At 71.2% G+C, this 12521-nt stretch carries 12 protein-coding genes; 3 read left to right on the top strand and 9 right to left on the bottom strand.

Going from position 1 to position 12521, the window contains the following annotated elements:
• Positions 1-2 precede the first annotated feature (2 nt).
• Positions 3-326: a thioredoxin gene (gene trxA / locus C892_RS0121020; protein ID WP_017539605.1), complete on the top strand. Its 324-nt coding sequence runs from the start codon at positions 3-5 to the stop codon at positions 324-326.
• Between the two features lie 438 nt (positions 327-764).
• On the opposite strand, the gene C892_RS0121015 is transcribed toward trxA, so the two are convergent.
• The 9 genes from C892_RS0121015 to rpmH form a co-directional block, all read right to left on the bottom strand.
• Positions 765-1889: a peptidoglycan recognition protein family protein gene (locus C892_RS0121015; RefSeq protein WP_040685535.1), complete on the bottom strand. Its 1125-nt coding sequence runs from the start codon at positions 1887-1889 to the stop codon at positions 765-767.
• Between the two features lie 322 nt (positions 1890-2211).
• Complete coding sequence (locus C892_RS0121010) at positions 2212-3135, bottom strand: ParB/RepB/Spo0J family partition protein (RefSeq protein WP_017539607.1); 924 nt, start codon at positions 3133-3135, stop codon at positions 2212-2214.
• Between the two features lie 22 nt (positions 3136-3157).
• Positions 3158-3991, bottom strand: coding sequence for a ParA family protein (locus C892_RS0121005; protein WP_017558797.1), 834 nt, complete (start codon positions 3989-3991; stop codon positions 3158-3160).
• 185 nt (positions 3992-4176) lie between these two features.
• Positions 4177-4884 carry a 16S rRNA (guanine(527)-N(7))-methyltransferase RsmG gene (gene rsmG / locus C892_RS0121000; RefSeq protein WP_017558796.1) on the bottom strand — a complete coding sequence of 236 codons (708 nt, stop codon included), beginning with the start codon at positions 4882-4884 and terminating at the stop codon, positions 4177-4179.
• A 331-nt stretch (positions 4885-5215) separates the two neighbouring features.
• Positions 5216-5704, bottom strand: a complete 489-nt coding sequence (locus C892_RS0120995) for a Jag family protein (RefSeq protein WP_026124528.1) — start codon at positions 5702-5704, stop codon at positions 5216-5218.
• Positions 5705-5857: 153 nt separating this feature from the next.
• The gene (gene yidC / locus C892_RS0120990; RefSeq protein ID WP_017539611.1) at positions 5858-6814 is read right to left on the bottom strand and encodes a membrane protein insertase YidC; all 957 of its coding nucleotides are present in this window, start codon (positions 6812-6814) and stop codon (positions 5858-5860) included.
• Between the two features lie 19 nt (positions 6815-6833).
• A complete protein-coding gene (gene yidD / locus C892_RS30810) occupies positions 6834-7157 on the bottom strand; it encodes a membrane protein insertion efficiency factor YidD (protein ID WP_017539612.1) in 324 nt (107 codons plus the stop codon).
• Positions 7154-7588, bottom strand: a complete 435-nt coding sequence (rnpA, locus tag C892_RS0120985) for a ribonuclease P protein component (RefSeq protein WP_017558794.1) — start codon at positions 7586-7588, stop codon at positions 7154-7156. The genes yidD and rnpA overlap by 4 nt, the downstream gene beginning before the upstream one ends.
• A gap of 76 nt (positions 7589-7664) precedes the next feature.
• On the bottom strand, positions 7665-7808 hold the full coding sequence (gene rpmH, locus C892_RS30805; protein WP_083932661.1) for a 50S ribosomal protein L34: 144 nt from the start codon (positions 7806-7808) through the stop codon (positions 7665-7667).
• A gap of 765 nt (positions 7809-8573) precedes the next feature.
• Here rpmH and dnaA point away from each other — a divergent pair.
• Together dnaA and dnaN are read left to right on the top strand one after the other, a co-directional pair.
• Positions 8574-10727 carry a chromosomal replication initiator protein DnaA gene (gene dnaA / locus C892_RS0120980; protein ID WP_017558793.1) on the top strand — a complete coding sequence of 718 codons (2154 nt, stop codon included), beginning with the start codon at positions 8574-8576 and terminating at the stop codon, positions 10725-10727.
• A 637-nt stretch (positions 10728-11364) separates the two neighbouring features.
• Complete coding sequence (dnaN, locus tag C892_RS0120975) at positions 11365-12504, top strand: DNA polymerase III subunit beta (protein WP_017558792.1); 1140 nt, start codon at positions 11365-11367, stop codon at positions 12502-12504.
• Positions 12505-12521 lie beyond the last annotated feature (17 nt).

Below are 12521 nucleotides of genomic sequence, written 5' to 3'. Positions count from 1 at the left end.
ACGTGGCGGACCTGAAGCACGTCACCGATGCGACCTTCGAGGAGGAGGTCCTCAAGAGCGACAAGCCCGTGCTGGTCGACTTCTGGGCCGAATGGTGCGGGCCGTGCCGCCAGGTCGCCCCCATCCTTGAGGAGATCGCCAAGGAGTACGGCGACAAGCTGAGCATCGTCAAGCTCAACATCGACGAGCAGCCGAACACCACGCGTGAGTACGGGATCATGCAGATCCCCACGATGAACGTGTTCAAGGACGGCGAGGTCGTCAAGCAGATCATGGGCGCCAAGCCCAAGCGGGCCCTGCTGAAGGACCTCGACGGCATCATCTGATCGCCCTGCACGGCGCGAACCGCTCTGCGCGAAGCACACCGCACGAAGGGCCCAAGGGGAGACATCCCCTTGGGCCCTTCGCCGTTTCACGTGAAACCGCGCCTGTGGAACGCCGGCTCCGGACCCATGACGGTTTCTCGTGTCATGGCTTTGTCGCCATATCGCGCTACCGCTTCGTCCCACCGGCCGCACCCCACCCCGTCTCCCCGGCGGCGCTCAGACGTCCACAGGAGCCCCAGAACCTCCTGAGGTATTCCCTGTGCGGACGAACGGCCCCTCGACCCTCCTGGGGGATCTGAGAGCCTCCCCGTGCGCACCTCGGCCGCTTTCCCCGGCCCGGCCGGACCGATGGGCCTCTGACCGATGCGTCGCCGTATCGCCCTATCGCCCTGTCGACATGTCCGCGTCGCACAGGCGTCGCAGCGCATCGGCGCGACGTCAGCCGACCGGGGATGCCAGACGCTCGCGCACCTCCCAGAACCGGGCCGCGAAGTCGTCGCCCGGGCAGGCCGTTCCTCCCCAGTCGCGATGCATGGCGACAGCGTGCACCTTCCGCGAGGCACCGGTCACCGGGTTCGTGTAGTCGACACGGGCGGCCGGATCCACCCCGCTCAGCGCGCACAGCGTCCGCACCACGCGCACCAGCGCGTCACGGGCCTGCCGGGTCGGCATGGCCGAGGTGAAGTCCCCCAGGAGGCACACCCCGATGTTGCCGGAGTTGTGCCCGACGGCGTGGGCGCCGGTGACGCACCGCGCGGAGCCCGGCAGCGGCGCCCCCTGGAACACCGGGAGCGGGCCGCCCGTCGCCCGCCCCTCGTAGACCGTCCCGTCCGGGTCGATCAACAGGTGGTACCCGACGTCGCCCCAGCCGTTCTCCCCGGTGTGCAGCCAGTAGATCGCGCGGACCGTCTCACGCGGATCCCGGGCCACCGGCATCGCGGCGTGGTGCACGGTGACCACCTGGACCGGATGGAACTCCGGTGCCCACCGCTCCGTCCCGTCGCTCCCCCGCCTCAGGTCCTCGTCGGCGCCCCATCCCGCGCGGGTGACGTAGGGCAGGGGCAGCGCCCCCTGCACCCCTCCGGTCTCCACGAGGCCGTCCGCCTCACCGCTCATCCGCCGCCTCCGGCCGGTGCGCGTGTCGATGGCGGTCGTCTCGACCGCCTCCTGGCCCTCCAGTTCCACCTCGTACCCGGTGGCCCCCGACGGTGCACGCAGCAGGGCGCCCCCTTCCTCGCCCGCGTCCGACCCGTGCCCGCCGGGGCGGACCTCGTGCCAGGGCCCCGGACCGTCCGGCCCGAGGAAGCGCATCCGCCCCTCCCCCGCTCCGTCGGCCGGGGCGACGGCGACGTGGTCGAAGGGGCGTCCGGGGACGACCGGACCACCGGCCGCAGGGACGCGCTCCACTGCGGTCCGGGGAAACGACGGCGGCTCCCCCGCCGTCGGCACCGCGCGCGCCAGCGCCTGCGACGCTCCGCCCCAGCCGCCTCCGAGCAGCCGTTCCCCCAGCACCAGCGCCGCCGCACCGGCACCGGCCGCAACCAGCCTCCGCCTACGCACCATGGACCCCGTCCCCCGCCTCTCGAACACCGAGGACCGGCCCTCCGCCGTGCGGAGGGCCGGTCCTCGGCCGGGGCGATGGCCCCGGCGGTTCAGGAGTCTAGGCAGCGCATCGCGTACGCCGCAGGGATTCGCGGATATCCCTGGGGCCGATGTTTCCCGTGAAACATCGCGGAGGGGACGCCGTCCCGGGACGGCATGTCGACACGTCCGCATGCGGGCACATCGGCAGGTGGTCGCATCGACAGGGATACGCGACAGGGGCGCATCGGTGGGTCCGGCGGCCGGAGCACGAAAATCGGCAGGAGGCCCCCGGGCCGCGGTCCTACTCCTTCTCCGGCGCCATCGCCGCGATGATCCGCTCCAGGTCCTCCTTGGTGGCGAACTCGACGACGATCTTGCCCTTGCTGCGCCCCATGTCGACCTTCACCCGCGTGTCGAAGCGGTCGGACAACAGTCCGGCCAGCTCCTCCATCTCAGGGTCGGCCTTCCGCGGCGCCGCCTGCTTCTTCTTGGGCTTCTCCTCCTCGGTCTCCCCGAGGGCGATCAGCTCCTCCAACGCGCGGACCGACAGGCTCTCCTCCACGATGCGACGGGCGAGGCGGTCCTGGGTGTCGGAGTCCTCCACCGACAGCAGCGCCCGGGCGTGCCCGGCGCTGATCACCGACGCGGCCACCCGCCGCTGCACCGCCGGCGAGAGGTTGAGCAGCCGCAGGGTGTTCGTGATGTGCGGACGGGAGCGCCCGATGCGCCGCGCCAGCTCCTCGTGGGTGGTGCCGAAGTCGTCCAGCAGCTGCTGGTAGGCGGCCGCCTCCTCCAACGGGTTGAGCTGCTGCCGGTGCAGGTTCTCCAGCAGCGCATCGCGCAGCAGCTCGTCGTCCCCGGTCTCGCGGACGATGGCGGGGATACGGTCGAGCCCGACCTCCTTGCTGGCCCGCCAGCGCCGCTCCCCCATGATCAGCTCGTAGCGGTCCGGCCCGAGCCGGCGCACCACGATGGGCTGGAGCAGCCCCACCTCGGCGATGGACGCTCGCAGCTCGTCCAAGGCCTCCTCGTCGAAGTGCTGCCGGGGCTGGCGCGGATTGGGCGTCACCGTGGAGAGAGGGATCTCCTCCAGGTAGGCTCCGTCGACGGCGGCGCGTTCGGCCGCGCCGTCCTCGGCGGCATCGGCCGCCTCCTCCGGGGCCGCCGGCCCCTGGGGGATCAGCGCCCCCAGCCCCTTACCAAGACCCCGCCGCTGCTGGCTCACCGACGTCTCCCTTCCTGAACCCTCACTGGACTCCGGCGCCCGCCTCGGCCCGGTAGGCGATCTCCCGGGCGGCCTCCATATAGGCGACCGCGCCGGTGGATCCCGGATCGTAGGTCATCACGGACTGCCCGTAGCTGGGCGCTTCGGAGACGCGGACACTGCGGGGCACCAATGTCTTGAGTACCAGATCCCCGAAGTGTTGGCGGACCTCGTCGGCGACCTGTGAAGCCAGGCGGGTGCGGCCGTCGTACATGGTCAGCACGATGGTGGAGATGTCCAGCGACGGATTGAGGTGCGACTTGACCAGATCGACATTGCGCAGCAGCTGCCCCAGCCCCTCCAGCGCGTAGTACTCGCACTGGATCGGGATGAGCACCTCCTCGGCGGCGACCATGGCGTTCACGGTCAGCAGCCCCAGTGACGGCGGGCAATCGATGAGGATGTAGTCGAGCTCGCTGGTGTCATAGGCGCCCAGGGCGCGCTTGAGCCGCGCCTCCCGGGCGACCAGCGAGACCAGTTCGATCTCGGCGCCGGCCAGGTCGATGGTGGCGGGGACGCACCACAGGTCGGGGATTCCCGGGACCGGGCGGGCCAGATCCCGCAGCCCGGCGTCCTCGATCAGGCAGTGGTAGATGGTGCGGGCGTCCTGGTCGCGCTCCATCCCCAGTGCGGTGGAGGCGTTGCCCTGCGGGTCCAGGTCGACCACCAGCACGCGCTGACCGTGCATCGCCAGCGAGGCGGCGAGGTTCACGGTCGTGGTGGTCTTGCCGACGCCGCCCTTCTGGTTGGCGACGCCGATCACGCGGCAGTTCTGCGGGCGGGGCCAGATGTCGTCTCCGTAACCGCGCACGCTCATCGCGGCCTGGGCAGCGCGCGCTATGGGCGTATCGAGGTCTTCGGCGGGAGCGCCCGGGTCATCGGCGCCGGATCCGGTTTCACGTGAAACAGGGCCATCAGGGTGCAGGTCTCGGGGCGACCAGCTCGGCGTTTCACGTGAAACATCGACGCCGCCATCGGTGTGGTTCTCGGGCACGAATGAGTTCACCTCTTCCGTCCGCGCTTCTTCCTTCCGGCCGCGGCGCGTCGCGACGGGTGCGGACGCTCGGTCTCGGACGTCACCGTGACACGAACGACCGTGGTAGCGGGATCGACTTTACCGCTCCCCACCCGGATCACATCGGCGGCGCAGGGGCGCAGCGCCGACAATTCCCCGCGCGCCGACTCCAGTTCACTTTCCGCCTGCTCCCCCTTCAGCGCGAGCAGGCTCCCGTTCTTGCGCAGCAGCGGCAGCGCCCACCCGGCCAACCGGGTCAGCGGGGCCACCGCCCGGGCGGTGACGATGTCGGCCTTGAGGCCCTTCTGGTCCTCGGCCCGCCCCCGGAGGACGCGGACGTTCTCCAGTTCCAGGGTCTGGACCACCTCGCGGAGGAACACGGTCCGCCGCAGCAGCGGCTCCAGCAGCACCACCGAGATGTCGGGCCGGAGGATACCGAGCACCACCCCGGGCAACCCGGCCCCGGACCCCACGTCGACGAGGTCGGCGTCCTGCGGGACCAGTTCCTCCACCACGGCGCAGTTGAGGATGTGCCGGTCCCACAGCCGCGGCACCTCCCGCGGCCCGATGAGACCCCGCTCCACCCCCGCACCGGCGAGCAGGTCCGCAAACCGCGCGGCCGTCTCGGCCCGATCCCCGAACAGCGCGACCGCCGTTTCGGGCGGAACCGTGCGATGGTCAGCGCCGGAGGTCATCTGTCACCACCTTGGTCTCTCCCATGGTCTCGCCGCCGCCCCGTCACCCCGGCGCTCCGCGCGCCGGTCGGCGTGTCCGCCTATTGGCCTCTCGCCGAATCGATCAACGGACATGTCGGCCGGTCGCCCTGTCGACTTCTCCCCCACGGCGTCCGCATCGTTGCGGCACTGCGGCACTTCGGCGCTGGGACGCGGCCGCACGGGGCGTGAGGCGGCGCGACGGTCGTCAGCGGGGCGCGGTCGGCCCGCGTGGGTCCGGACAGCAAGAGGCGCCCCCCACATCCTATGTGTGAGGGGCGCCCGAGTTTCACGTGAAACGTCGCGCGGACGCTCAGTCGCCGGGGAGCACCACCACATAGCGGTAGGGCTCCTCACCCTCGGACTCACTCGTGAGCCCGGCGTCGGCCACCGCGTCGTGCACGACCTTGCGCTCGAACGGGGTCATCGGCTCCAGCGCCTTGCTCTCCCCGCTCTTCTGCACCTCGGCGGCCGCCTCCGAGCCCAGGGTGCGCAGCTCACTGCGCCGGCCCTCGCGCCAGCCCCCGACGTCCAGCATGAGCCGGCTCCGATTGCCGGTGCTGCGGTGCACCGCCAGCCGGGTGAGCTCCTGAAGCGCCTCGAGCACCTCGCCGTTCTCGCCGATGAGCTCGTCCAGCGTGGCCCCGACCACCGAGACCACCGCACGGTCGCCCTCGACGTCCATGTCGATGTCGCCGTCGAAGTCGGCGATGTCGAGCAGCCCCTCGATGTAGTCGGCGGCCACGTCGCCCTCGTTCTCCAGGGCCTCGATGTCGATCGTCTCTTCGGGCGCGTCCGCCACCGCGACGCTGCCGCCGCTCTCCTCGGGGGCGTCGGTGTTGCCGTTGCTCACAGCGTGCTGTCTCCTCACGTTCGCGATCCCGCCGACCGCGCGCTTCTGGGGCGTCTCGCCTGCGCCCGGACGGCGTGCCCGGCCGGGTCGGCCGGGACTGCCCTACTTCTTCGGACGACCGCCGCCGCCGCGCTTCGCCCGGGGCTGCTTCTTCGGCTGCTTACGCTCGATCTTAGGCTCTTCCACCGGTTCCGGGGCGCTCTCCTTGCGTTTGCCCAGAAGGCCCTTGGCCGACCCGTTGGCGGCGCCCGACGCCCCGCCCGCGGCCGCACCGGCCTTGGCCTCCTCGCTCCCGGGAGCGGGGAACTTGCGGTACATCAGGTGCTGCTGCCCCATGGTCCACAGGTTGGAGGTGACCCAGTAGACCAACACACCGATCGGCATGCCCAGACCGAAGAGACCGAAGGCCGGCGCCAGGTACATCATGATCTTCTGCGACTGCGCCATCGGGTTGTCGGCCATCTGCACCGTGGTGCGCTTCATGCTCTGGCGCATGGTGAGGAAGGTCGTCGTCCCCATGATCACACAGGCGATGACGATGACGATCTTGGCGACCACCGGGTCGGAGCCGTAGCTCTCCAGCTCGGCCGAGGAGCTGGTGAACTGGGCGGCGACCGGGACGTGGAAGATGAGGGCGCCGCGGGCGCTCTCCACCAGGTTCTCGGTGAAGCCGTACTGCGCCTCGCCCTGGGCGACCGAGCGCAGGACGCTGAACAGGGAGAAGAAGACCGGCATCTGCAGCAGCAGGGGCAGGCAACCCATGATGGGGTTGGTCCCGCTCTCCTGGTAGAGCTTCATCATCTCTTGCTGCTGGCGCTGCTTGTCGTTCTTGTAGCGCTCTTTCACCTTCTGCAGCTGCGGCTGCATGTCCTGCATCTTCCGCTGCGTGTGCATCTGCTTCACGAACAGCGGGACCATGATCAGCCGCATCAGGACCGTCAGCAGCACGATGGACAGGCCCCACGCCCATCCGCCGTCGGGGTCGAACCCGATGAAGGTCAGGGCCGAGTGGATCTGGATCAGCACCCACCCGACGATGTTGTACAGCCAGTCCAGCACCGGCCAACTCCCTCTTATGTCAGTTCGGCGACGGGTTCGCGGATCCGGTCCCGGACGCGCCGGGGCCCTCTCCCGTGTCGCTCGGTTGGTGGTCGCGTGCCCCCGGGCGCGGGGGAACCGGGTCGAGTCCGCCCGGATGGAAGGGGTGGCAGCGCGCGATCCGGCGCACGGCCAGCCACAGCCCCCGCAGCGCTCCATGTACCTGGAGCGCCTGCACCGCATAGGCGCTGCAGGAGGGGTAGAAGCGACAGACCGGGGGGAACAGCGGCGAGACGAACCGCTGGTACCCCCTGATGGGCACGATGAGGGCCCGCGCAAGGGGCCGGGGTCTGTCGTCGGTCATGAACCCGCCCGCTGATCTCCGTCGGCGCGAGCGGCGTCGCCCCCACCCCGTCCCTTGCGGCGGCGTGTCGCACCGCTCTTGGGGCGCCGGACCGCGGCGAGGGCGGCGTCGAGCCGCTCGGCCAGAGTGTCGTATCCAACGTGGGCGGCCAAGGGTTTGGCCCGCACTACCAGCAGGCTACCCGCAGGCAGGTCGGCGATCCGGTCGCGCATCAGGTGGCGCAGGCGGCGCTGCACCCGATTGCGCACCACCGCCGACCCCACCGCCTTGCTCACGGTGAACCCGACCCGGGGCCGGGCGTCGGCGTCCGGGTCGTCGGGGCGGGGCAGGAGCAGCACGACGCCCAGGGCGTCACGGCCGGCCCGCCGCCCCCGTCGCATGACGCGGCCGAAATCGGCGCTGCGCCGCATGCGGTTGCGGGACGACAACATGGGTTCGGTCCTCGAACACAAGAAGGGGACCGGCCTGCGGGCAGACCGGTCCCGAAGTCATCGGCTGAGCCGTGGGTCAGTGGCTCGCGGTCAGGCGCGCGCGCCCCTTCTTGCGACGGGACGCGATGATGGCACGGCCGGCGCGGGTCCGCATGCGCAGCCGGAAACCGTGGACCTTGGCACGGCGCCGGTTGTTCGGCTGGAACGTACGCTTACTCACTGCTGGGCTCCAGGGGCGTCTTAGAGAAGTGCTTGCGCGCGGTACCGCGATGCGGGCCGCACATGTCCTGCTCAACAACGTCGCGGGGACGTCCGAGGCTCAGGAACATCGCCCGCTCGCGCCGCTCGCCGGATGCTCCGCGCCGAGCGGGGCGCATTCCGGTAGCGACTTAAGCATAAAGAAGATACGGCCGTGCCCGTCCCCGGTCAAATCGGCCGCCGGTGCCCACCTGGAAGGACGCATGCGGGCGGGAGGCCGAAGACCCTGCGGCCGCGCGGTTTCCACACTACCCACCGGTTGTGGACGACGCGCTGTCCACAGCGGTGGAAGATCCCCCACACACCCCTAAGCTGTGGATAACGTGGAGCCGGGGCGATCGGCCCTCCGGAGCGTCGGCCCGCGCGGCGCCCACCCGGCCGCCCCCAGGTCACTACCCAGGGTGAACAGGGAATTGTGGACAACCTGCGGTTCCCGCCCATCCCGGCCTGGCCTGTGAACGAACCGGTGCACAACTTGTGGACACCGCCCCCACCCTGTGGAAAGCGGGCGGCCGGTCCCGAACACGGCGCGGGCACCCGGCCGACGCTCCGTGCACAGGCAATCCACAGCGAACCCCCGCTCCGCCCACAAGGAGGGGACCCACGACTCCCCGGTCCACAGGGGCCGGGACGACCGGGACAATGGGGCGTCCGGCCCGCACGCGCGGGGCCCGGGCACCGCCGAGCAGCCGACCGCCGAGAAGGGGACGAACCATGGCAGGGCACCGTGTCTGAGGCGCAGGTCAACCTCGCGGTGGTGTGGTCCAGCGTCCTGGACGGGCTGGACAGCAACGCGCTGCCCCCGCACCAGCGGGCGTGGTTCCTGCAGACCCGGCCGCTGGGCCTGATCGAGGACACCGCGCTGCTGGCCGCGCCGAACGACTTCGCCAAGGAGATCCTGGAGACCCGGCTGCGGGAGAGCATCAGCCGGGCCCTCTCCGCCGAGCTCGGCCGGGAGATCCGGGTGGCGGTGACGGTGGACCCCACGGCCGTGCAGCCCGCCCCGTCGCCGGCCCCCCAGCCCCCGTCCGCGCAGAACCCGCCGCCCCCGCCCTCGCCGGCCCAGCCGCCGTCCCCGCAGGGCACGCGGCCCGCCCCGTCGGCCCCCCGTCCGGACGAGGAGGAGCGCCCGGCCCCGGAGAACGGCCCCGCCCCGGCCGATCTGCCCGCTCCCCCGCCCTCGGAGGCCCTGCCCGACGGGCAGTTCGGCCGCCCCGAACCCGCGCGCGGCCATCCACAGCCCTATGGACGGAGTGAGTCCGCCCACCGCGACCAGGGCGCCGAGCCGCCCGGCGAGGACCTGCTCGCCGGTCCCCCGCCCGCGCAATGGGAACAGCGCCCCCAGCAGTGGGACTCCTCCCCTCGCGACCACCGCCCCTGGGACCACGGCGCCCCGGCCCAGTGGGAGCACCCCTCCCCTGAGCAGCAGGGCCGTCCGCCCCAGGGATCCTGGGACCGGCCCCAGTGGGAGCAGCCCGCCTGGGACGCGCCCGGCCCGCAGGGCCAGCAGGGCCACCAAGGGCAGCAGGGGCAGCAGGGGCAGCAGGGGCAGCAGGGGCCACAAGGGAACCACGGTCAGCAGGCCCCTCAGTCGGGCCGTCCACAGGGGTGGGAAGAGCGGCGGCAGCCCCAGTGGGAACGGTCACCCTGGGAGGAGCCGTCGGCCCCGGCCTGGGAGCAGGGCCGCTGGGAGCCGGCCGCGGAGGCACAGCCGTCCCCGGCCGGCGGGACCGAGGGGCCGGGCGCGGAGGCCCCGGCCTCCGGTGACGGCCCGGTCCCGCCGCCGCCGGCGCCCAGCCCGCCGGACACCGAGGGCGGCAACCAGCCGCACACCTCGGCCGAGCCCGCGCGGCTGAACCCCAAGTACACCTTCGACACCTTCGTCATCGGCGCCAGCAACCGCTTCGCCCACGCGGCCGCGGTCGCCGTCGCCGAGGCGCCGGCCAAGGCCTACAACCCGCTGTTCATCTACGGCGGATCGGGGCTGGGCAAGACCCACCTGCTGCACGCGATCGGCCACTACACCCAGCGGCTCTACGACGGGGCCCGGGTGCGCTACGTGAGCTCGGAGGAGTTCACCAACGAGTTCATCAACTCCATCCGGGACGGCAAGGCCGACGGCTTCCGGCGCCGCTACCGGGACATCGACGTACTCCTGGTGGACGACATCCAGTTCCTGGAGAACAAGGAGCAGACGCAGGAGGAGTTCTTCCACACCTTCAACACCCTGCACAACTCCAACAAGCAGATCGTCATCTCCAGCGACCGGCCGCCCAAGCAGCTGGTCACCCTGGAGGACCGGCTGCGCAACCGGTTCGAGTGGGGCCTGATCACCGACGTCCAGCCGCCCGAGCTGGAGACCCGGATCGCCATCCTGCGCAAGAAGGCCGCCCAGGAGGGGTTGGCCGCCCCGCCCGAGGTGCTGGAGTTCATCGCCAGCAAGATCTCCACCAACATCCGGGAGCTGGAGGGCGCGCTGATCCGGGTCACCGCCTTCGCCAGCCTCAACCGGCAGTCGGTGGACCTGCACCTGACCGGCATCGTGCTCAAGGACCTGATCCCCGACGACGAGGGCCCCGAGATCACCGCCTCGGCGATCATGGCGCAGACCGCCTCCTACTTCGGGCTCACCACCGAGGACCTGTGCGGCACCTCCCGCTCGCGGGTGCTGGTGACCGCCCGGCAGATCGCGATGTACCTGTGCCGGGAGCTCACCGACCTGTCGCTGCCCAAGATCGGCCAGCAGTTCGGCGGCCGCGACCACACCACGGTGATGCACGCCGACCGCAAGATCCGCTCGCTGATGGCCGAGCGCCGCTCGATCTACAACCAGGTGACCGAGCTCACCAACCGCATCAAGCAGGAGTCGCGCAACGGGTGACGCGCCCGGCGACCGCAGCTTTTCCGGGCCGCCTCGGGGGCCGGATCCCCTGCCGCACGGCCGGATCCGGACGTTGTTTCCCCAGGGGCGGCCCTTTTTCTGTGGACAACCCGTGGACAACCCTGGGGACGACCCCCGGATTCCTGTGGGCAGGCTGGGGACGGCCTGTTGACGGTGTGCGGACGCCGCTCCGCCCCGGTCCACCGCCCCTGTGGGTAAGCCGTGGACAACCGGTGGACGAGGGGTGGATAACCCGGGGAGAACCTGTGCACGCCCGAGCGGCCTCCACAGCCGCGCGCGTTCTCCACAACCGCCGCCCACAACCCCGGTGGACAAAAATCTCCGGTCTGACCTGCGCAAAGGACCTCTATCCACACTGTCCACAGCCCCTACTATTACGGCTCCCCTTGTTAAACCCCATGAGGCTTCAAAATCAGGTTCGGGCCCGATCTGTGGATGAGCGCCTCCCGGCCTCCCGCACGCCGCTGGGCCCCCTCCACCGGTCAGGTGTTGCGGGCAGCGCAGGGCGGTGAATGCGGGTACCGTGTGAAGCCGTCCCCGAGGTGAGCCCGCGCCGTCTCCACGCCCCACCGCTCACTGGGGTCAGCAGACGCCTTCGAGGAGAGTGAGTCGGAAAGTGAAGTTCCGGGTCGAACGCGACGTACTCGCGGACGCCGTCGCCTGGACGGCGCGCAGCCTGCCGGTCCGCCCCTCGGTGCCGGTGCTCGCCGGGATGCTGCTGGACGCCTCCGAGGACCAGGGCCGCCAGCGGCTGCGGCTGTCCAGCTTCGACTACGAGGTCTCCGCGCAGGTGTCGGTGGACATCGAGATCGAGGAGCCCGGCACCTGCCTGGTCTCCGGCCGCCTCCTCGCCGAGATCACCCGCAACCTTCCTCCACAGACGGTGGAGATCGCGACCGACGGCGCGAAGGTGACGGTCTCCTGCGGCAGCGCGAAGTTCACACTGCTGACCCTGCCTGTGGAGGACTACCCGACCCTGCCGGACATGCCCGGGCAGACCGGGTCCGTCGGCAGCGACGTCTTCGCGGCCGCGGTGGCCCAGGTGGCCGTGGCCGCCGGCCGCGACGACACCCTGCCGATGCTCACCGGCGTGCGGGTGGAGATCGAGGGCGACACCCTGACGCTGGCCTCCACCGACCGCTACCGCCTGGCCGTGCGCGAGATCACCTGGACGCCGCAGGACCCCGGCGTCTCCGCGGTCGCCCTGGTCCCCGCCAAGACCCTGGCGGACACCGCCAAGTCGCTCACCTCCGGCGCCGAGGTGTCCATCGCGCTGTCCACCGGCGAGAACGCCGAGGGGATGATCGGCTTCGAGGGCGGCGGCCGCCGCACCACCACCCGGCTGCTGGACGGGGAGTTCCCCAAGTACCGCGCCCTGCTGCCGGACTCCTTCAACTCGGTCGCCGAGATCAACAAGTCCGAGTTCATCGAGGCGGTCAAGCGCGTGTCGCTGGTCGCCGAGCGCAACACCCCCCTGCGGCTCGCCTTCGGCGAGGACCGCCTGGTCCTGGAGGCCGGGACCGGTGACGAGGCACAGGCCGTCGAGGTGCTGGACGCGTCCCTGGAGGGCGAGGAGATCCAGATCGCCTTCAACTCGTCCTTCCTGCTGGACGGGCTGGGCGCGGTCGACTCCGACATCGCCCGGCTGCAGTTCACCACCTCGACCAAGCCCGCCATCATCTCCGGCAAGCCCGCCGACGAGTCCGCCGCCTCCGACTACCGGTACCTCATCATGCCGGTGCGGCTCTCCGGCTGAGCCGGGGGCCGGTATTC

The organism is Nocardiopsis baichengensis YIM 90130 (assembly GCF_000341205.1).
Taxonomy (GTDB): domain Bacteria; phylum Actinomycetota; class Actinomycetes; order Streptosporangiales; family Streptosporangiaceae; genus Nocardiopsis_A; species Nocardiopsis_A halophila.
Note: the sequence above shows the minus strand (reverse complement) of the source record. Positions and strands in the feature narration are given on the sequence as shown.

What these genes read in the sequence shown, in the direction of transcription:
- rsmG (WP_017558796.1), bottom strand. Translation starts at nt 4,884, where the DNA reads ATGACCTCCGGCGCTGACCATCGCACGGTTCCGCCCGAAACGGCGGTC.
- yidD (WP_017539612.1), bottom strand. Translation starts at nt 7,157, where the DNA reads ATGACCGACGACAGACCCCGGCCCCTTGCGCGGGCCCTCATCGTGCCC.
- rnpA (WP_017558794.1), bottom strand. Translation starts at nt 7,588, where the DNA reads ATGTTGTCGTCCCGCAACCGCATGCGGCGCAGCGCCGATTTCGGCCGC.
- C892_RS0121015 (WP_040685535.1), bottom strand. Translation starts at nt 1,889, where the DNA reads ATGGTGCGTAGGCGGAGGCTGGTTGCGGCCGGTGCCGGTGCGGCGGCG.
- C892_RS0121005 (WP_017558797.1), bottom strand. Translation starts at nt 3,991, where the DNA reads ATGAGCGTGCGCGGTTACGGAGACGACATCTGGCCCCGCCCGCAGAAC.